Origin of the sequence: Ralstonia mannitolilytica (genome assembly GCF_000954135.1) — a bacterium.
GTDB lineage: Bacteria > Pseudomonadota > Gammaproteobacteria > Burkholderiales > Burkholderiaceae > Ralstonia > Ralstonia mannitolilytica.
Window position 1 is genome coordinate 1,994,098 of sequence record NZ_CP010799.1, and the last position, 18,482, is coordinate 2,012,579.

Here is an 18,482-nt window from a genome sequence, read left to right on the forward strand (position 1 = left end):
AAATGCGCTTCTGCTATGGTGTTGGCCGCTTGGCGAGCGCGTTCTGGTGATGGGTGTCGCCCACGGTGGGTGGTGCCCACAGATCCTGGTGCTGTCGCCGCCATGGTGTGCTGCCAGGCAATTACGTCGTACGCGAAGTCTGTTGCGCCTCGGGCCGCCATCGGCAGCTTCTGGGGCAGGCAGTGTGTCGTAGGTAAAATACAACGTTTCCCAGTCATAAAAATTCAAGGCGATACACTGCAGGTGAAGAATCCGTGAGCGAGCGCGAAGCCGACCAGATCCTCGTCGAGCGCGTCCAGCAAGGCGACAAGCGGGCGTTTGAGCTGCTGGTGGTCAAGTACCATCGCAAGATCATCCGTCTCGTTTCACGCCTGATCCGAGACCCGGCGGAGGTGGAGGATGTGGCACAGGATGCCTTTATCAAGGCCTACCGTGCACTGCCCCAGTTCCGGGGCGAATCCGCGTTCTACACGTGGCTGTATCGCATCGCCGTCAATACAGCCAAGAATTACCTGGCGACGCAGGGCCGGCGCCCCGAATCGTCCAGCGACATCGACACCGAAGAGGCTGAAACTTTTGCCGACGGTGAACAACTAAGGGATATCAATACGCCGGACTCCATGCTGCATACCAAGCAGGTCGCCGAAACGGTGAACCGTGCAATGGAAGCGCTGCCCGAGGAATTGCGCACTGCAATTACGCTGCGGGAGATCGAGGGTCTGAGCTATGAGGAAATCGCCGAGGCGATGGAATGCCCGATCGGCACCGTCCGGTCCCGCATCTTCCGGGCGCGCGAGGCGATTGCCGAGAAGTTGCGTCCTCTGCTTGGAACGGTGGAGGGCAAACGGTGGTAGCCAGCCGATATGAAAAGCCGGCGGCCGGAATGGCTGCAAACGGCGAAACCTCGGGAAGTCTTCTCTCGGATCGTTGATTGGACGTTGGAGTTTTTGGGGTCGGGAAATGGGTCAGGCTCAAATGCAGACGGCAGAAGCGGAGTTCGCGCAACGCATCTCCGCGTTGATGGACGGTGAAATCGCAGCGCACGAAGTGTCGTCTGCCGTGGATCTCGCGAAGGACGGAGAGGGCGCCGTGCACTGGCGCGAGTATCAGTTGATCGGCGATGTGCTCCGATCGGAGGACTTGCTCCACACCCGTTCTTCAGAAGACTTCCTCAAGCGGTTTTCGGCCAAGCTCGAGGCCGAGCCCCATCTGCTGGTGCCGGCAGTGGCGCAGCGGGCGCAAGCGCAAGAGAGGCACCGCTTCCTGGTCAGCCCTGCCTGGGTTCGCCGGATCGTGCCCTCGACTGCTGTGGCGGCGGCGGTGGCGGCCGTTAGCTGGGTCGTCGTGCCGCAGTTGCGCGGCCCGGCGGATGGCGCAGACGGCTCTCCCGCGCTGGTGGCCAAGGCCGCGCAAGGTGCCGATGCCCCGGCTGTGACCTTGGCTGCTGCCGATGCCACGCCGATGATTCGCGATGCCCGCCTGGACGAGTATCTGAGTGCGCATCGTCAGTCGGCGACCAACGGCATGGTGGTTCCATATCTGCGCGCAGTGGCCAATGGGGTGGCAAACACCCAGGACTCCAATCAGGAATAATGCGGGCATCCATGTCGAAGGTGTGGCACCCCGTTGCCGGGGCAGGCGCCCGCAAGCTCCAAGCCGTTCGTCGGTCCGTCTTTCTTCTCCTGTGTGTTTCCGCGCTCGCGACGGCGGCTCAGCAGCAACTTGAGCCCATGCCGCGCAAGGAGGCCGCTTCCTGGCTGGCCAAGATTCATCGCGCGGCGCTCAAGCAGAACTATGTCGGCACGCTCACGTATCAACGTGGCACTGGCATGCATTCCACGCGCATCCAGCATTACGCCGACCTCTTCAATAACGAGTTCGAGCGCATCGAGGCGCTGGACGGCAAGCAGCGCGAGATGCTGCGGCAGAACGATGTCGTTCGTAACCTCATCTATGACGTCAAGCTGGTCGTCACAGAGCGGCAGGAGCACAAGGACAGCTTCCCTGCGCTTCTGGCCACTACCAATGGCGACGTGCTCGACCAGTACGACATGCGCCAGCTGTCCCCGGAGCGGGTGGCGGGCATGGACTGCGAAGTCTTCCAGCTTGATCCCAAGGATGGGTTTCGCTATGCCTATCGCATCTGGGCGGAGCGCAACAGCGGTTTGCTGATGCGCGCCCAGACGATCGGCGAGGACGGAAAGGTTCTTGAGCAGGTGGCCTTTTCGCAGATTGCCTTGGGCGTGCCGTCGGAAAAGCAGAAGATTGTCTCCGCGCTCAAGAACCTGAGCGGCTGGAATCAGTACGAGGTGGTCACGCAGCCGACGAATCTGGCCGAGCAAGGCTGGACGATCGGCAATCCGGTCAAGGGGTTCCAGAAGATCCGCGAAGTGCGTCGCCCGCTCGGCGATATTGCGCCCGCCGGAAAGAACAGCCCGAGCTTCGAGGTGCAGCAGGTGGTATTCAGCGACGGGCTGGCCGGGTTGTCGCTGTTCATCGAACCCGTGTCTGAAAAACGTGCGCGGCGCGAAGGCTTCATCTCCCAGGGTGCGACCCATGTGATGGTGCGCCGCATCGGGGACTTCTGGCTGACGGTAGTCGGCGAAGTGCCGTTTGCTACCATCAAGCAATTCGGCTCGGCTGTGGAATACAAACCGGTTTCCGCCAACGCGGCCAGCGCGGCCGGTAAGCCGGCCGGCGCGCCGCAATAGCGTTCGCTGGCATCATCTTGGCTGCGTCGCAGGTTCCGCAGCGCCATTTCTCTACGTGTCTTTGTTTCGGGGAGCTCTCATGCGTACCGCTCGATCCGTTCACCGTTTGCGTCTGCTTTGCGTTGCTGCCGCGCTCGCGCTTGGCAGCGCGCTGACACCGGCTTATGCGCAGAACGCCACGGGCAGCGTGGCGACCGGCACCTATGGCTTGCCCGACTTTGCCGATCTGGTCGAGAAGGTCAGCCCCGCCGTGGTCAACATCCGCACGACCGAAAAAGTGCGGATGCAAGGCGGTCCGAGCGATGACGACATGGCGGAGTTCTTCCGCCGCTTCTTTGGCGTACCGATGCCCGGAATGCCTGGGCAAGGCCAGAAGCGCCGCAACGCACCGCCCCAGCAAGAAGAGGAGCAGAGCCGGGGTGTCGGCTCCGGCTTCATCATTTCCGGCGATGGCTACATCCTGACCAACGCGCACGTTGTGGAGGGCGCCGAGACGATCTATGTCACGCTGATCGACAAACGCGAGTTCAAGGCCAGGCTCATCGGCCTGGACAAGCGGACCGACGTGGCGCTCGTCAAGGTGGACGCGGCCGGCCTGCCCAGCCTGAAACTGGGCGACTCCGACAAGGTGCGCGTGGGCGAGTGGGTGCTGGCCATTGGCTCGCCGTTCGGCCTGGATAACACCGTCACGGCCGGTATCGTGTCGGCCAAGGGGCGCGATACGGGCGATTACCTGCCCTTCATCCAGTCTGATGTGGCTGTCAACCCCGGCAACTCCGGCGGGCCGCTGATCAACCTGCGTGGCGAGGTCATCGGTATCAACAACCAGATCTACAGCCAGAGCGGCGGCTACATGGGCATTTCGTTCTCGATCCCGATCGACGAAGCGATGCGTGTCGCTGAGCAGCTGAAGGCCCAAGGCCGCGTGACGCGCGGACGCATCGGCGTGGCCATCGACAATGTGCCGAAGGACGCGGCGGAATCGCTGGGCCTCGGCCGCGCTCGCGGCGCCTACGTGGGCAACGTCGAATCAGGTGGTCCGGCCGACAAGGCCGGCATCGAGGCGGGCGACATCGTCCTGAAGTTCAACGGCCGCGACATCGAGAAGGCGGGCGACCTGCAACGCCAGGTCGGCGAAACGAAGCCCGGCACCCGCGCCACCGTGCAGGTCTGGCGCAAGGGCGCGACGCGCGATCTGACCGTCACCGTGGCGGAGCTGCCCTCCGATACCAAGGTAGCCCAGCGCAATAAGGGCGCGCAACCCGACAACAGCCAGCAGGGCCCGGGCAAACCGAACGCACTGGGGCTGGTCGTCTCCGATCTGTCGGAAGGCGCCCATCGCGAGTTCAAGACGAAGGCCGGTGTCGAGGTGCAGGTCGCCGAGGGCCCGGCTGCACGGGTGGGCATCCGCCCAGGCGATCTGATCCTGCGTGTGGGCGACACCGATATCACGAGCGCGAAGCAATTCAACGAAGTGGTGGCCAAGCTCGACAAGAACCGCATGGTGGCCGTGTTCGTCCGCCGCGGGGACGCCACCCAGGTGGTGACGATGCGCCCCAGCACGGCCCGTTCGGGTAGCGGCCAGTGATTGAGCTCACGCTCTATGGCCGCACGTATTGCCATTTGTGCGACGACATGAAGAACGCGCTGGAGCCACTCCAGCGCCGTTTTTCATTTGTGCTGCACGAAGTGGATGTGGACAGCGACCCCGCACTCGAAGACCGGTTTGGCGAGTGGGTGCCCGTGCTGATGACTGGCGGCCCAAACGCGCGGCCGGACGACGCGCACGAACTCTGCCATTACTTCCTCGACGCGCCGGTCGTGCAGGCGTGGCTGGCCGCGCAGACCGCCCCAGCCGCGCCGCAAAAAGAGCCGCGGGAAACCCCCTGAAATCCGGTAAAATCGCCGGTTAGCGCCGATTTTTGCAGTGCACGATGGTTCGTGCAGCAAACTCGGCTTGGAACTCAATACCTCCGCCCGCGCTGTCAATTTGCGCAGGCCGTGCCGGAACCGCTTCGCGCCCCGGTACACGCGCCCGGGATGGGCGCTTTTCGACGCATTCGATGGACAATATCCGCAATTTTTCGATCATCGCCCACATCGACCACGGCAAATCGACGCTGGCCGATCGCATCATCCAGTTGTGTGGCGGGCTTTCCGACCGCGAGATGGAAGCCCAGGTGCTGGACTCGATGGACATCGAGAAAGAACGCGGCATCACCATCAAGGCGCAGACCGCCGCGCTGTCCTACAAGGCGCAGGACGGCAAGGTCTACAACCTCAATCTGATCGATACCCCCGGGCACGTCGACTTTAGCTATGAAGTCAGCCGCTCGCTGTCCGCCTGTGAAGGCGCGCTGCTCGTCGTGGACGCGTCGCAAGGTGTGGAGGCGCAGACGGTTGCCAACTGCTACACCGCCATCGAGCTGGGCGTGGAAGTGGTGCCGGTGCTGAACAAGATCGATCTGCCTGCGGCCGATCCGGACAACGCCATCCAGGAAATCGAAGATGTGATCGGCATTGACGCGCAGGACGCGACGCGCTGCTCCGCCAAGACCGGTGTGGGCGTGGCCGACGTGCTTGAAGCGCTGATCGCCAAGGTGCCCGCGCCCAAGGGCGATCCCGACGCACCGCTGCAGGCGCTCATCATCGATTCGTGGTTCGACAATTACGTTGGCGTTGTGATGCTGGTGCGTGTGGTCAACGGCACGCTGCGCGCCAAGGACAAGGTGCTGCTGATGGCGACGGGCGCGCAACACCTCGTGGAGCAGGTGGGTGTGTTCTCACCGAAGTCGGTTACGCGGGAGTCGCTGTCCGCGGGGCAGGTGGGCTTCGTCATCGCCGGCATCAAGGAACTGAAGGCGGCCAAGGTGGGTGACACGATCACCCACGTCGCGCCGCGCAAGGCCGAGGCGCCGCTGCCCGGCTTCAAGGAAGTCAAGCCGCAGGTGTTTGCCGGCCTGTATCCGGTGGAGGCCAACCAGTACGAAGCGCTGCGCGAATCGCTGGAGAAGCTGCAGCTGAACGATGCCTCGCTGCAGTTCGAGCCGGAAGTGTCGCAGGCGCTGGGCTTTGGCTTCCGTTGCGGCTTCCTTGGCCTGCTGCACATGGAGATCGTGCAGGAGCGCCTGGAGCGCGAATTCGACATGGACCTGATCACCACCGCGCCAACGGTGGTCTACCAGGTCGTGCAGCGCGACGGTACCACAGTGCAGGTCGAAAACCCGGCGAAGATGCCCGACCCGAGCAAGATCGAGGCGATTCTCGAGCCGATCGTCACGGTGAATCTGTACATGCCGCAGGAGTACGTGGGCGCGGTGATCACGCTGTGCGAGCAGAAGCGCGGCACGCAGATCAACATGAGCTACCACGGTCGCCAGGTGCAGCTCACGTACGAGATTCCGATGGGGGAAATCGTGCTCGATTTCTTCGACCGGCTGAAGTCGGTATCGCGCGGGTATGCCTCGATGGACTACGAGTTCAAGGAATACCGCCCGTCCGACGTGGTAAAAGTCGACATGCTCATCAACGGCGACAAGGTCGATGCGCTTTCCATCATCGTGCACCGCTCCAACAGCGCCTACCGTGGCCGCGAAGTCGCCGCCAAGATGCGCGAGATCATCCCGCGCCAGATGTACGACGTCGCCATCCAGGCCGCCATCGGCAGTAACGTGATTGCGCGCGAGAACGTCAAGGCGTTGCGCAAGAACGTGCTGGCCAAGTGCTATGGCGGCGATATTTCCCGCAAGAAGAAGCTCCTCGAGAAGCAGAAAGAGGGCAAGAAGCGCATGAAGCAGGTCGGTACTGTTGAGATTCCGCAGGAGGCGTTTCTCGCCATCCTGCGGGTCGAAGAAAAATAACCCGGACACCGCTCGGACCGTTCAGACAAGCAGCGCTTCCTGCGCCTCTCTCATCCATGAACTTCGCTCTGATCCTGTTTGTTCTTGTCATCATCACCGGCATTGCGTGGGTGGCCGACAAGCTTGTGTTCCAGCGCCAGCGGCAGGCAGCGGCCGCCGCCGCGCTGGCCGAATTCGATGCGCGCGCGCAGGCGCAGATGCAGTATGGGGGCGCCGGCGATATCGGCACGGCACGCCTGCAGTTGGCTGAAGAGAAGCTGCGACAGCCCTGGTGGTTGGAGTACACCGCGAGCTTCTTCCCGGTGATCGCCGCGGTGTTTCTGCTGCGCTCGTTCGTGATCGAGCCGTTCAAGATTCCGTCGGGCTCGATGATCCCCACGCTGCAGATCGGCGACTTCATCCTCGTCAACAAGTACACGTACGGGATCCGCCTGCCCATCATGAACAAGAAGATCGTGGAGCTGAACCAGCCGCAGCGCGGCGACGTAATGGTCTTCCGCTATCCGAAAGATGAATCGATGGACTACATCAAGCGCGTGATCGGGGTGCCGGGTGATGTCGTGACGTACAGCAACAAGCGCCTGACGGTGAACGGCCAGCCTGCCACCTATGCCGCGCAGCCTGACTACCTCGACGGTGAAAGACTGACGTACTCGAAGCAGTATCAGGAGACGCTCGGCGACGTCACCCACAACATCCTGAACGATGCCGATCGCCCGGCCTACGTGTCCGGCCCGGACGATTTTCCGTTCCGCGAAAACTGCACTTACAATCAGGCCGGCTTCACCTGCAAGGTACCTGCAGGTCACTATTTCATGATGGGCGATAATCGCGACAATAGCGCGGACTCCCGTTACTGGGGGTTCGTGCCGGATAAGAACATCGTCGGGAAGGCGTTTTTCATCTGGATGAATCTGGGCGATCTCAAGCGGATCGGCAGCTTTCATTGATCCAGATAAGTGATTTTTTCGCCGCTTATTCCAGCACGCAGCAATTGCACAACGGGGGACATGCAATGCGGAATCGTCAGGCCGGTCTGAAACGCCAGTCGCGCGGGATTACCATGTTTGGCATCCTGATCGGCATCATCGTGCTGATCACGTTCGTGTTACCGGCGGTTCGGTCTATTCCGAGCCTGATGGAATACCAGGCGATCACCCGTGCCGTAAAGCAGGCGCGCGAGCGTGCTGCCACGCGTGAAGACATCGTGGCAGCGTTCGACAAGCAGGCCGCCATTGACGACATCACCTCGATCAAGGGCGACGATCTGGAAGTGCTGGACGGCGGTGGGTCGATCCAGGCGGTGCGCTTCTCGTACAAGCGCGAGGTGCCGCTGTACGGCCCCATCGGTCTGGTGATCACCTATTCGGGGACCCAGCGTTGACATGAGTCTGGATGCATTGCAGCAACGCCTTGGCTACCGCTTCAGCAAACCGGAGTTGCTGCAGCAGGCGCTCACGCATCGCAGCCACAGCGCGATGCACAACGAGCGCCTGGAATTTCTTGGCGATTCGATCCTGAATTGCGCCGTTGCCGACATGCTCTACGGCATGTTTGGCAAGTTGGATGAAGGCGATCTTTCGCGCGTGCGGGCCAACCTGGTCAAGCAGCAGGCGTTGTACGAGATCGCGCAGATGCTGCAGCTGCCGGACGCATTGCGGCTGGGCGAGGGCGAGCTGAAAAGCGGCGGTTTCCGCCGGCCTTCGATTCTTGCCGACGCGCTGGAAGCCATCTTTGGAGCGGTCTTCCTGGACGGCGGCTTTGATGCCGCCCGTACGCTGATCCGCAAGCTGTACATCCCCATCCTGGAGCAGGTCGATCCGCGCACACTGGGCAAGGACGCCAAAACGCTGCTGCAGGAGTATCTGCAAGGCCACAAGATTGCGCTTCCGCTTTACGCGGTGGTCGCCACCCACGGCGCGGCGCATAATCAGCAATTCGAAGTCGAGTGCACGATCCCGAAGCTGGAGATTCGCGTCTCCGGCAGCGGGGCATCGCGCCGCGCGGCCGAACAATCGGCGGCCAAGCTGGCCCTGGAAGAAGCGCATCGCCTCGTGCCGCAGCTCCTCAAGCGCAGCCGCGCCGAGCGCACCGGCAAGACGCGCAAGCAGGCCACGCCGCCCGATCCGCAGTTGTCTCTCAGGTTGAAGGAATAATCAGGTAAATGAGCGACACCCCATTGCAGCCTCCGCAGCCAGAGTCTGGCGTGCCGGAGGGGTTCCGCTGCGGCATGGTCGCCATCGTTGGGCGACCGAACGTCGGCAAATCCACGCTGATGAACGCCCTCGTGGGCCAGAAAGTCAGCATCACATCGCGCAAGGCGCAGACCACCCGCCACCGCATCACGGGCATTCAGACGACGGATGACGCCCAGTTCGTCTTCGTCGATACGCCGGGCTTCCAGACGCGCCATGCCACCGCGCTGAACCGTTCGCTGAACCGGGCGGTCACGTCCACGCTTACGTCGGTGGATGCGGTGTTGTTCGTGGTCGAGGCCGGCCGCTATGGCCCGGACGATGAGAAAGTGCTCTCGCTGCTGCCGCGCGAGACGCCTGTCATCCTCATCGTCAACAAGGTCGACCGGCTCGATGCCTACACGCGTGCGGAGATGGTCGCCGTATTCCTGCAGGAGATGTCGCAGGTGTTTCCGTTCCGGGAGATCGTGCCGATGTCGGCCAAGAACCGCGACGACATCCTGCGCCTGCTCGGCATTGTGCGGCCCTATCTGCCCGAAGGCGAGCCGATGTACGACCCCGAAGCGCTTACCGACCGTAGCGAGCGCTTCCTCGCCGCGGAGATCGTCCGCGAAAAAGTCTTCCGCTGGACCGGCGACGAGCTGCCGTATTCCAGTACCGTCGTCGTCGACAAGTTCGAGACCGAAGGCCGCCTGCGGCGCGTGTTCGTCACCATCCTGGTCGACCGCGATGCGCACAAGGCGATGATCATCGGCGCCAAGGGCGCCAAGCTCAAGCAGATCTCCACCGAAGCCCGCATGGACATGGAAAAGCTGTTCGACGGCAAGGTGTATCTGGAGGTCTGGATCAAGGTCAAGAGCGGTTGGGCGGACAACGAGGCCGGCCTGCGCGCCTACGGCTACGAGTAACGGCGCGAGCCCTCAGCCGTTTTCCACACACAGTCGATGGCGGGACGATCCGATCCGATTCCGGATGAAGCCGCGGAATGGCTCGCCGAGGAGGGCATTGCCGGCGCCGCGCCGCGCAAGAGCTTTCCCGCCGGGCGCTCGGAGACCCGCGTGGCGGCGCAGCCGGCGTTCGTGCTGCACAGCTATCCGTATCGTGAAACCAGCCTGATCATCGACGTCTTCACGCCCGACTACGGACGGATGGCACTCGTTGCGAAGGGTGCGAAGCGGCCGCATTCTGCGCTGCGTGCAGTGCTGCAGACGTTTCAGCCCCTGTCGCTGTCATGGAGCGGCCGCGGCGAGGTACGCACGCTCACGCGCGCCGAGTGGGTTGGCGGCATGGTGCCGCTGGGCGGAGAGGGGCTGCTCTCGGGCTTCTACCTGAACGAATTGCTCGTCAAGTTCGTGGCGCGCGAAGACGGGCACCCTGTGTTGTTCGCGCATTACGTTGAAACGCTCAACAAGCTCGCCCATGGCGAGCCGGCCGCCTTTACGCTGCGTGCATTCGAGCGCGTGCTGTTGCGCGAGACCGGCTTTGCCGCCCGGCTCGACCGTTGCATCGACGGAGAACCGGTGCAGGCCGATGGCGAATACGTCTATCACCCCGAGCGCGGCATCCGGCGCGTGCTGCCGAGTGATCCGTCGTCGTGGCCCGTGCTGCGCGGCCAGACGCTGATCGACATGGAACGCGACGATTACGCCTCGCGCCCCACGACCGCCCAGCAGAGCCGCAGCCTGATGCGATTCCTGCTGCATTATCATTTGCACGGCACGCCGCTTTCGACGCGCCAGATCCTGATCGACTTGCAGAAACTATGATCTTTCATGCCTCGCCGGGGGTCATCGACCTGGGCATCAACATCGACCACGTCGCCACGCTGCGCAACGCGCGCGGCACCACTTACCCGGACCCGATCGCCGCGGCGCTGCTTGCCGAAGAGGCCGGCGCCGACCTCATCACGCTGCATTTGCGGGAAGACCGTCGCCACATCAAGGACGCCGACGTCCGCGCACTGCGCCCGCAACTGCGCACGCGCATGAATCTGGAGTGCGCGGTCACGCAGGAGATGCTCGATATCGCCTGCGACATCGGTCCGCAAGATGTCTGTCTCGTGCCGGAACGTCGCCAGGAAGTCACCACTGAAGGCGGTCTCGATGTGGTGGGCGGCTTTGCCAAGGTTCAGGCGGCGTGCAAGCAGCTGGCAGACGCCGGCATCCGCGTATCGCTGTTCATCGATCCGGATGCGGAGCAGATCGAAGCCGCTGCCGCCGCCGGCGCGCCCGTCATCGAACTGCACACCGGCCGCTACGCCGAAGCCACAGATCCCGCCGAGGTGAAGGCAGAGCTCGTGCGCATCGAAACAGCCGTGGAAGAGGGCATTCGGTGGGGCGTCCGAGTCAATGCCGGGCACGGCCTGCACTACACGAACGTGCAGCCGATCGCGGCCATTGCCGGTGTCCATGAACTGAACATCGGCCACGCCGTCGTCGCGCATGCTGTATTTGCCGGCTGGCAGAACGCCGTGCGCGAGATGAAGGCGATCATGGTTGCGGCGCGGCTGTCGTCGACGACGCCCGCGGCGGCACATCCAGGCGTGCCGGTATGAACGCGCCGGCCGCGGCTTCGGTATCCGGTGCCATCTACGGCATCGGCACCGACATCATCCAGATCGAGCGCGTGGAAGGCGTGATGCACCGGACCAACGGCCGCTTTGCCGAAAAGGTGCTCGGCCCCGATGAGCTGCGCGTCTATCACGCCCGCAAGGCACGCTCTGAGCGCCGGGGCCTCGCGTTTCTGGCCACGCGCTTTGCTGCCAAGGAAGCCGTGTCCAAGGCCATTGGCCTTGGCATGCGCTGGCCGATGACATGGCGCGCGGTGCAGACGCTCAACTTGCCCTCCGGCCAGCCGGTGGTGCGCTACAGCGGCGAACTGGCCGACTGGATCGCGCAGCACGGCCTCCATATCCAGATCAGCGTGACGGACGAGCGCGACTACGCAGTCGCCTTTGCCGTCGCCGAGTTGCAAACGAAACCCACCGCATGACTCAAACCAACAAGCAGAAGCGCCCCGGCCTGATCGTCCTGGATGTCGCCGGTCTTGAACTGGGCCCGGACGACGTCCGCCGCGTCGCTCACCCGCTGACGGGCGGCGTGATCCTGTTCGCGCGCAACTTTGAATCGCGCGCCCAGTTGACGGCGCTCACGCGAGCGATCCGCGCGGTACGTGACGACGTGCTCATCTGCATCGACCACGAAGGTGGCCGCGTGCAGCGTGCCAAGACCGACGGCTTCACGCACCTCCCGGCCATGGGCGCGCTCGGGCGATTGTGGGATGCCGACGTGCTGTCCGCCACGCGCGCCGCCACGGCCTGCGGCTACGTGCTCGCCGCCGAACTGCGCGCCTGCGATATCGACCTCAGCTTCACGCCCGTGCTGGATCTCGACTATGGCAACAGCAGCGTGATTGGCGACCGCGCCTTCCACCGTGACCCGCGCGTGGTGACGATGCTGGCCAATCATCTGACGCTGGGCCTCCGACTGGCGGGCATGTCGAACTGCGGCAAGCATTTCCCCGGTCATGGCTTTGTCCGGGCCGATTCGCACATTGCCGTGCCGGTGGACGAGCGCCCGCTCGAGGCGATCCTCGCGGATGACGCCCAGCCCTACGGCTGGATGGGCATCGGTCTGCAATCGGTGATGCCAGCGCACGTGATCTACTCGGCGGTGGACCCGAACCCGGCGGGCTTCTCGCGCTTCTGGCTGCAGGACATGCTGCGCACGCATTTCAACTTCGACGGCGTGATCTTCAGCGACGACCTCAGCATGGAAGGCGCAAGCGTCGCAGGCTCGGTGGTGGACGGTGCGCGCGCGGCGCTTACCGCCGGCTGCGACATGGTGCTGATCTGCAACGCACCTGACAAGGCCGATCGGCTGCTGAATGAGCTCGACGTGAAGATGGACAAGACTTCACAGCGCCGCGTGCGGCGGTTGTTTGGTGGCAAGGCGGCCAAGGACTGGGCGAAGCTGCAGCAGCAATCCGCCTACCGGCAGGCGCTGCGTACGCTACGCGAGGCCAGGCTCATTGCATGACGCCACGCCAAACCGGAGGCAACAAAAAAGGCAGCGCGAAGCTGCCTTTTTTGTTGGTGCGGCGCCGTCTTACTTGGCGCGGCTGCGGTACTCGTCGGTACGCGTGTCGATTTCGATCTTGTCGCCCGTGTTGCAGAACAGCGGCACCTGGATCACGAAATCCTTGTTGTCGTTGATCTGTGCGGCCTTCAGCACCTTGCCCGACGAGGTGTCACCCTTCACGGCCGGCTCGGTGTAGACGATTTCGCGGACAACCGTGGTCGGCAGTTCGACCGAGATGGGGCTGTCGTTGTACAGCGTCACTTCCACCTGCATGCCGTCTTGCAGGTAGTTCAGTGCGTTGCCCATGTTCTCGGCGTCGACTTCGTACTGCTCGCCGGTACTCATGTTCATGAAGACATACCGCGTGCCGTCGAAGTACGAGTACTCGGCTTCCTTCTTGTCGAGGATGACCTGCTCGAACTTGTCGTCAGCGTTGAATACCGATTCGCTGCCTGCACCCGTCAGCAGGTTCTTGTATTTCATCTTGATCACGGCGCCCGAACGGCCCGAACGGCTGTACTCGGTCTTGAGCACGACCATGGCGTCGTTGCCGATCATGAACACGTTGCCTGCGCGGAGTTCTTGCGCGATCTTCAAGGCCATTTCTAAATCTTCCTGAAAAGTAAGAGGGGTCGATGCGCGCCAAGCAACGATGCAACCGCGCGAGTCCCTCAGGTCGCGCGAACCAGGTCAGAGCCGGGGCCGCATGGTGAACAGCCCGCTATTTTACCTGTTTTTCGCAGAAAGCCACCAAATTCGCGGCGAGGTCGCCAAGTTGCGCGAGAGACCGCTCCCACGTGGCGGCCCGTGCGCGCAGGCGCGGGGCCGCGGCTGCCAGGCCGCTCCAGTCGAGCAGGGCCGGCGTGCCGTTCCAGGCGTGCCAGAAAGCCGTCAGCGTTGCCGCGTCGGGCTCGGACAGGGCCGGCGTGTAGCGGGTCAGAAAGGCGTCCAGCTTGGCCAGGTGGACGCCATCGGTTTGCGGGTAGATGTGCCACACGAACGGCTTCAGCGCCCATTGGGCGCGCACGAACGAATCTTCGCCGCGGACAAAGTTGATGTCGCACGCCCACAGGAGCGGATCGTAGTGCTCCTGCGCAACGAACGGCACGACGGCGACAGTCAGGTTGCCGCGCGTCCACCGCGCCCCGGTCCTGGCCGCGGTACCGCCCAGCAGGTCGGCGATCTGCGTTGCGGCGAGGCCCTCGGGCACCAGGCAGATCACCGGCTGGGGCGATGCCTCCCACTGGGCGACCAGCGCCGGCAGCGCCGCATTGGAGTACGCGAACAGGCTGACGCGCAGCGCATCGGGCTGTTCGCGCGTCAGGTCATCCACCCCGAGTCGATGCCATAACGCGTGGTGGGCCGCCGGGCTGGCGTCGAAAGCTGCGCGCTGGGCGCCGAGGTGCGATTCGCGCAGCACGCCGCCGGTGTTCGGCGCAAAGCCAGGAAAGAAGAAATGCTTGACCAGCGGCAGGCGCGGATGTGGCGACTGCATCGCGTGGTACTCGGACACCCACTGTTCCGCGCTGAGGTATTCGAGGTTGATCCACACCGGCGCAGCACCGCGCGCGGCCAACTCCGCCATGTGCCCGAGCATGGGTTCCGGCGCCGCGCAGGCGAAGGCTTCGACCACCACGTCATGCGGCGCAGGGTGTGCATCGGCGGCAAGGAGTGCGGCAACCTGTGCATCGTCGCCCCAATGGCGAATGTCGACCCCCGAGACGCGCTGCGCCTCGGCCTTGACGTCCACTGCAGGGCAGAGTTTTTCGAACGCGCGCAGATCATCGACCCACAGGCGGACCGTGTGACCGTGCTCCTGCGCGAGCTGGCGGGCCAGGCGCCAGCACACGCCGATGTCGCCGTAGTTGTCGACGACGCGGCAGAAGATGTCCCAGGACGTGATGGTGCGCATGCGGCAGGCGAGAGAGCGAAGACGGTGACCGGCCGCCATTGTAGTCGGCCGCTTGTTCTACACTGACGGCCTCTGACCCAGCGAACGCCATGCCGTCCGACCCCACGCAATCCGATACCGCCAAGACGCCCGAGAGCGTCGAGCCTGCCGTGCCCGCGAATGTGCCGGAATTCGATGCAAAGGCGCACATCGCGCGCCTGCCGAACCTGCCGGGCGTGTACCGCTATTTCGACGCGCAGGGCAACGTGCTCTACGTGGGCAAGGCGCGCGACCTCAAGAAGCGCGTCTCCAGCTACTTCAACAAGACGCTGCTGTCGCCGCGCATTGCCATGATGGTGGCGAAGATCGCGCGCATCGAGACCACCGTCGTGCGCAGCGAGGCCGAGGCGCTGCTGCTGGAGAACAACCTCATCAAGGCGCTGGCGCCACGCTACAACATCCTCTTTCGCGACGACAAGTCGTACCCGTATCTGAAGCTCACGCAGCATGCGTATCCGCGCATGGCGTATTACCGCGGCGCGACGGATCGCAAGCACCAGTACTTCGGCCCGTTCCCGAGCGCGCATGCGGTACGCGAGAGCATGCAGATCCTGCAGAAGGTGTTTCAGCTGCGCACGTGTGAAGACACCGTCTTCAACAACCGCACGCGGCCGTGCCTGCTGCACCAGATCCACCGCTGCAGCGGCCCGTGCGTGCAGGCGATCAGCCCCGAGGATTACGCCCGCGACGTCGCCAACGCCGCCGGTTTCCTGCAAGGCCGTCAGGATGAGGTCATGCAGACGCTGCAGGACAAGATGCAGCGCTATGCCGAGGCGCTCGAGTTCGAGCAGGCCGCCGTCGTGCGCGATCAGATCGGGGCGCTGTCGACGGTGCTCAAGCAGCAGTCGGTGGAGGAGGTCGGCAACGCTAGCGACATCGACATCCTGGCCGTGGCGATCAAGGGCGGCCACGCGTGCGTGAACCTCGCGATGGTGCGCGGGGGGCGGCACCTGGGCGACAAGGCCTACTTCCCAGCGCACGTCGAAGAAGGGGCTGCCATCGTCAGCGTGGATGTGGAAGCGGATGGCGAAGCGGCAACCGAAGCGCCGCGCGACACCGAACGCATGGCCAGCGACATCCTGGAGGCCTTCATCGCGCAGCATTACCTTGACCAGTTCGTGCCCCCGGTGCTGGTGGTGAGCCACCCGATCCATGCCACCGAGCTGATCGATGCGCTGGCCGAGCAGGCAGGGCGTCGCATCTCGGTCGTGCGTCAACCGCAGGGTGGGCGCCGCGCCTGGCTGGAGATGGCCGAGAAGGGCGCCGAGCTCTCGCTGATGCGGCGGCTCTCCGAACAGGGCAGCCAGCAGGCGCGCACCCGCGCATTGGCCGAGACCATCGGCATCGATCTCGAAGACCTGGCCGCGCTGCGCGTCGAATGCTTCGACATCAGCCACACCGCCGGCGAGGCCACGCAGGCGTCGTGCGTGGTGTTCCACAGCCACGCCATGCAGAACAGCGAATACCGTCGCTACAACATCCAGGACATCACCCCCGGCGACGACTACGCAGCCATGCGGCAGGTCCTCACGCGCCGCTATCAGAAGATCGTCGAGCAGGCCGGCGAAGACGCGCCGAACATGCCCAATATCGTCTTGATCGACGGCGGCAAGGGGCAGGTGGAAGTCGCGCGCCAGGTGTTCGAAGAACTGGGTCTCGACATCGGCCTGCTGGTCGGCGTGGCCAAGGGCGAAGGCCGCAAGGTCGGCTTGGAGACGCTGGTCTTTGCCGATGGCCGCCCCTCGTTGGAGTTGGGGCAGGGCAGCGCGGCGCTGATGCTGGTCGCGCAGATCCGCGACGAGGCGCACCGTTTTGCCATCACCGGCATGCGAGCCAAGCGGGCCAAGGCGCGCAACACCTCGCGGCTCGAAGAGATCGAAGGCATTGGCGCCAAGCGCCGGCAGCGGCTGCTGGCGCGCTTCGGCGGCCTGCGCGGCGTGATGGCCGCCAGCGTCGACGAGCTGGCCTCCGTTGAAGGCATCTCTCAGACGCTGGCCGAAGAAATCTACCGTCAGCTGCACTGATCGGCGACAATGCCGCATCGTTGCCGCGCCGGCCCAGGCCTGCGCGGCGGTCGTCCTCTCGATCTGCCATGCCTTTCAACTTCCCGATCCTCCTGACCTGGCTGCGTGTGGCCATGATCCCGCTGGTGGTGGGCGTGTTCTATGTGCCGGACACCTGGATGGCGCTGCCCGCCAAGAACCTGACGGCCGCGGTGTTCTTCATCGTCGCCGGCCTCACCGATTGGTTTGACGGCTTTCTCGCACGCCGCTGGAACCAGACGTCGGCGTTCGGCGCGTTTCTCGATCCGGTGGCCGACAAGCTGATGGTCGCCGCCGCATTGCTGGTGCTTCTGGCGCTGGGCCGTGTGTCCGACGTCATCGCGTTGGTCATCATCGGCCGCGAGATCACCATCTCGGCGCTGCGCGAGTGGATGGCGCAGATCGGCGCCTCGAAGAGCGTGGCCGTCAACTTCCTCGGCAAGCTGAAGACGACGTTCCAGATGATCGCCATCCCGTTGCTGCTGTTCGAAGGCCGGCTGTTCGGCGTGATCGACGCGCAGGTGTGGGGGACGTGGCTGATCTACGTGGCGGCGGTGCTCACGCTGTGGTCGATGGCGTATTACATGAAGCTTGCCTGGCCGCAGATTCGCGAACGCGCAAAATGAGCCCGCAAAAACTCTTGCGCAAACCTGTTGACGAGCGCGATTCTTTTTTGCCATAATCTCGTTCTCGCGTTGCAGTGATGTGACGCAAACGGTCTGGCAGCACACAGGTTGTACGGCAGTGCTGGTAGCCAAAATTGCGGGAATAGCTCAGTTGGTAGAGCGCAACCTTGCCAAGGTTGAGGTCGCGAGTTCGAGCCTCGTTTCCCGCTCCAGTTTTGAATGTGTGGCCGTACCGAGGTGATGGTGCGGCGGCATGACCGGTTACGCGGGAATAGCTCAGTTGGTAGAGCGCAACCTTGCCAAGGTTGAGGTCGCGAGTTCGAGCCTCGTTTCCCGCTCCAATCCCGAAGGGAAGCCTTGCTTCCCTTTTTCTTTATCGGCACGGCCAATACGTGGTTTTCCACGAATTGCTACAATGCGGTGCTGAACCCCAAGGCGGGGTAGCAAAGTGGTTATGCAGCGGCCTGCAAAGCCGTGTACGCCGGTTCGATTCCGGCCTCCGCCTCCAGAATGCAGAAAAGCCCCGACTGGTTCGGGGCTTTTTCTTTTGGCGCACGCATGCAGGACGCGATGGAGTCGCTTCCGCCTTTCGCCGCGGGACCAGTTCTGATCCACTTTCACTCGAAAGGTCGAGCGTGGCCGTCGCCGACTTCGCAACGCGGGTCGCGGATACCTGTGTTCGTGGCGATCGATGCCTGGGAAATGGGGCGGCTCCACCGTAGGAGGGCGCCCTGTGCAGACGTCACAAAAAGTGATAGAACGATACAAAAACATGGCGTTGCCTCTCGGTTTTCACAATTGTTTGCAATATGACCGGGGTGTCCTTTTAGGATGACCTGGGCCCAAGTCGGCATGCCGGCGGGCGGAGAAAGGTCTTGCGCGGGAGCCGGTGCCGCGCCGGAGGCGGCCGGCACGTTGAACAGCGACGCCGGCCCGGGACCCCATCACAACGACAGAGGGAGTGAGCCGGCATCCCGCGTAGTGAAGACCGGGCCCGGTGTGGGGAAAAGGCAGTCCA

18 protein-coding genes and 3 tRNA genes are annotated in these 18,482 nt (G+C 63.7%); 19 read left to right on the forward strand and 2 right to left on the reverse strand.

Features of this window, described 5'->3' with window-relative positions; translation table 11 throughout:
- The first annotated feature begins 254 nt into the window (after positions 1–254).
- From rpoE to nagZ, 14 genes are all read left to right on the forward strand, one after another.
- Complete coding sequence (rpoE, locus tag TK49_RS09500) at positions 255–854, forward strand: RNA polymerase sigma factor RpoE (RefSeq protein ID WP_021195369.1); 600 nt, start codon at positions 255–257, stop codon at positions 852–854.
- A 106-nt stretch (positions 855–960) separates the two neighbouring features.
- Positions 961–1,593, forward strand: coding sequence for a sigma-E factor negative regulatory protein (locus tag TK49_RS09505; RefSeq protein WP_045786463.1), 633 nt, complete (start codon positions 961–963; stop codon positions 1,591–1,593).
- 11 nt (positions 1,594–1,604) lie between these two features.
- Positions 1,605–2,711, forward strand: a complete 1,107-nt coding sequence (locus TK49_RS09510; protein ID WP_045787829.1) for a MucB/RseB C-terminal domain-containing protein — start codon at positions 1,605–1,607, stop codon at positions 2,709–2,711.
- Between the two features lie 79 nt (positions 2,712–2,790).
- Positions 2,791–4,299 (forward strand): DegQ family serine endoprotease, encoded by a 1,509-nt coding sequence (locus TK49_RS09515; protein WP_045786464.1) that lies wholly within the window; start codon positions 2,791–2,793, stop codon positions 4,297–4,299.
- The gene (locus TK49_RS09520; protein ID WP_045786465.1) at positions 4,296–4,601 is read left to right on the forward strand and encodes a glutaredoxin family protein; all 306 of its coding nucleotides are present in this window, start codon (positions 4,296–4,298) and stop codon (positions 4,599–4,601) included. The genes TK49_RS09515 and TK49_RS09520 overlap by 4 nt, the downstream gene beginning before the upstream one ends.
- A 173-nt stretch (positions 4,602–4,774) precedes the next feature.
- Positions 4,775–6,571: a translation elongation factor 4 gene (lepA, locus tag TK49_RS09525; protein WP_045786466.1), complete on the forward strand. Its 1,797-nt coding sequence runs from the start codon at positions 4,775–4,777 to the stop codon at positions 6,569–6,571.
- A gap of 56 nt (positions 6,572–6,627) precedes the next feature.
- On the forward strand, positions 6,628–7,521 hold the full coding sequence (gene lepB, locus TK49_RS09530) for a signal peptidase I (protein WP_045786467.1): 894 nt from the start codon (positions 6,628–6,630) through the stop codon (positions 7,519–7,521).
- A gap of 65 nt (positions 7,522–7,586) precedes the next feature.
- Positions 7,587–7,955 carry a DUF4845 domain-containing protein gene (locus TK49_RS09535; RefSeq protein ID WP_045786468.1) on the forward strand — a complete coding sequence of 123 codons (369 nt, stop codon included), beginning with the start codon at positions 7,587–7,589 and terminating at the stop codon, positions 7,953–7,955.
- A gap of 1 nt (position 7,956) precedes the next feature.
- Entirely contained in the window at positions 7,957–8,727 is a 771-nt protein-coding gene (rnc, locus tag TK49_RS09540) for a ribonuclease III (RefSeq protein WP_045786469.1), read from the forward strand.
- Between the two features lie 8 nt (positions 8,728–8,735).
- Positions 8,736–9,674 carry a GTPase Era gene (gene era / locus TK49_RS09545; protein ID WP_045786470.1) on the forward strand — a complete coding sequence of 313 codons (939 nt, stop codon included), beginning with the start codon at positions 8,736–8,738 and terminating at the stop codon, positions 9,672–9,674.
- 36 nt (positions 9,675–9,710) lie between these two features.
- Positions 9,711–10,532, forward strand: coding sequence for a DNA repair protein RecO (gene recO, locus TK49_RS09550; protein WP_045786471.1), 822 nt, complete (start codon positions 9,711–9,713; stop codon positions 10,530–10,532).
- Positions 10,529–11,320, forward strand: a complete 792-nt coding sequence (gene pdxJ, locus TK49_RS09555) for a pyridoxine 5'-phosphate synthase (protein WP_045786472.1) — start codon at positions 10,529–10,531, stop codon at positions 11,318–11,320. Before recO ends, pdxJ begins: the two co-directional genes overlap by 4 nt.
- Positions 11,317–11,757: a holo-ACP synthase gene (gene acpS / locus TK49_RS09560; RefSeq protein WP_045786473.1), complete on the forward strand. Its 441-nt coding sequence runs from the start codon at positions 11,317–11,319 to the stop codon at positions 11,755–11,757. Before pdxJ ends, acpS begins: the two co-directional genes overlap by 4 nt.
- Complete coding sequence (gene nagZ, locus TK49_RS09565; protein WP_045786474.1) at positions 11,754–12,803, forward strand: beta-N-acetylhexosaminidase; 1,050 nt, start codon at positions 11,754–11,756, stop codon at positions 12,801–12,803. Before acpS ends, nagZ begins: the two co-directional genes overlap by 4 nt.
- A gap of 69 nt (positions 12,804–12,872) precedes the next feature.
- Here nagZ and efp read toward each other — a convergent pair whose 3' ends face one another.
- On the reverse strand, positions 12,873–13,442 hold the full coding sequence (gene efp, locus TK49_RS09570; protein ID WP_045787830.1) for an elongation factor P: 570 nt from the start codon (positions 13,440–13,442) through the stop codon (positions 12,873–12,875).
- A 124-nt stretch (positions 13,443–13,566) separates the two neighbouring features.
- Positions 13,567–14,757, reverse strand: a complete 1,191-nt coding sequence (gene earP / locus TK49_RS09575) for an elongation factor P maturation arginine rhamnosyltransferase EarP (protein WP_045786475.1) — start codon at positions 14,755–14,757, stop codon at positions 13,567–13,569.
- A gap of 89 nt (positions 14,758–14,846) precedes the next feature.
- Between earP and uvrC the strand changes: the two genes are divergently transcribed.
- The 5 genes from uvrC to TK49_RS09600 all read left to right on the forward strand — a co-directional run bounded on the left by uvrC (position 14,847) and on the right by TK49_RS09600 (position 17,972).
- Positions 14,847–16,820, forward strand: coding sequence for an excinuclease ABC subunit UvrC (uvrC, locus tag TK49_RS09580; protein ID WP_045786476.1), 1,974 nt, complete (start codon positions 14,847–14,849; stop codon positions 16,818–16,820).
- Between the two features lie 68 nt (positions 16,821–16,888).
- Positions 16,889–17,464 carry a CDP-diacylglycerol--glycerol-3-phosphate 3-phosphatidyltransferase gene (pgsA, locus tag TK49_RS09585; RefSeq protein WP_045786477.1) on the forward strand — a complete coding sequence of 192 codons (576 nt, stop codon included), beginning with the start codon at positions 16,889–16,891 and terminating at the stop codon, positions 17,462–17,464.
- Positions 17,465–17,600: 136 nt separating this feature from the next.
- A tRNA-Gly gene (locus TK49_RS09590) sits at positions 17,601–17,676 on the forward strand.
- 53 nt (positions 17,677–17,729) lie between these two features.
- A tRNA-Gly gene (locus TK49_RS09595) sits at positions 17,730–17,805 on the forward strand.
- A gap of 93 nt (positions 17,806–17,898) precedes the next feature.
- Positions 17,899–17,972 (forward strand) — tRNA-Cys (locus tag TK49_RS09600).
- The last annotated feature ends 510 nt before the right edge of the window (positions 17,973–18,482 follow it).

What these genes read in the sequence shown, in the direction of transcription:
- lepB (WP_045786467.1), top strand. Translation starts at nt 6,628, where the DNA reads ATGAACTTCGCTCTGATCCTGTTTGTTCTTGTCATCATCACCGGCATT.
- nagZ (WP_045786474.1), top strand. Translation starts at nt 11,754, where the DNA reads ATGACTCAAACCAACAAGCAGAAGCGCCCCGGCCTGATCGTCCTGGAT.
- uvrC (WP_045786476.1), top strand. Translation starts at nt 14,847, where the DNA reads ATGCCGTCCGACCCCACGCAATCCGATACCGCCAAGACGCCCGAGAGC.
- recO (WP_045786471.1), top strand. Translation starts at nt 9,711, where the DNA reads ATGGCGGGACGATCCGATCCGATTCCGGATGAAGCCGCGGAATGGCTC.
- rnc (WP_045786469.1), top strand. Translation starts at nt 7,957, where the DNA reads ATGAGTCTGGATGCATTGCAGCAACGCCTTGGCTACCGCTTCAGCAAA.
- TK49_RS09515 (WP_045786464.1), top strand. Translation starts at nt 2,791, where the DNA reads ATGCGTACCGCTCGATCCGTTCACCGTTTGCGTCTGCTTTGCGTTGCT.
- TK49_RS09535 (WP_045786468.1), top strand. Translation starts at nt 7,587, where the DNA reads ATGCGGAATCGTCAGGCCGGTCTGAAACGCCAGTCGCGCGGGATTACC.
- TK49_RS09505 (WP_045786463.1), top strand. Translation starts at nt 961, where the DNA reads ATGGGTCAGGCTCAAATGCAGACGGCAGAAGCGGAGTTCGCGCAACGC.
- TK49_RS09510 (WP_045787829.1), top strand. Translation starts at nt 1,605, where the DNA reads ATGTCGAAGGTGTGGCACCCCGTTGCCGGGGCAGGCGCCCGCAAGCTC.
- lepA (WP_045786466.1), top strand. Translation starts at nt 4,775, where the DNA reads ATGGACAATATCCGCAATTTTTCGATCATCGCCCACATCGACCACGGC.
- pgsA (WP_045786477.1), top strand. Translation starts at nt 16,889, where the DNA reads ATGCCTTTCAACTTCCCGATCCTCCTGACCTGGCTGCGTGTGGCCATG.
- pdxJ (WP_045786472.1), top strand. Translation starts at nt 10,529, where the DNA reads ATGATCTTTCATGCCTCGCCGGGGGTCATCGACCTGGGCATCAACATC.
- earP (WP_045786475.1), bottom strand. Translation starts at nt 14,757, where the DNA reads ATGCGCACCATCACGTCCTGGGACATCTTCTGCCGCGTCGTCGACAAC.
- acpS (WP_045786473.1), top strand. Translation starts at nt 11,317, where the DNA reads ATGAACGCGCCGGCCGCGGCTTCGGTATCCGGTGCCATCTACGGCATC.
- era (WP_045786470.1), top strand. Translation starts at nt 8,736, where the DNA reads ATGAGCGACACCCCATTGCAGCCTCCGCAGCCAGAGTCTGGCGTGCCG.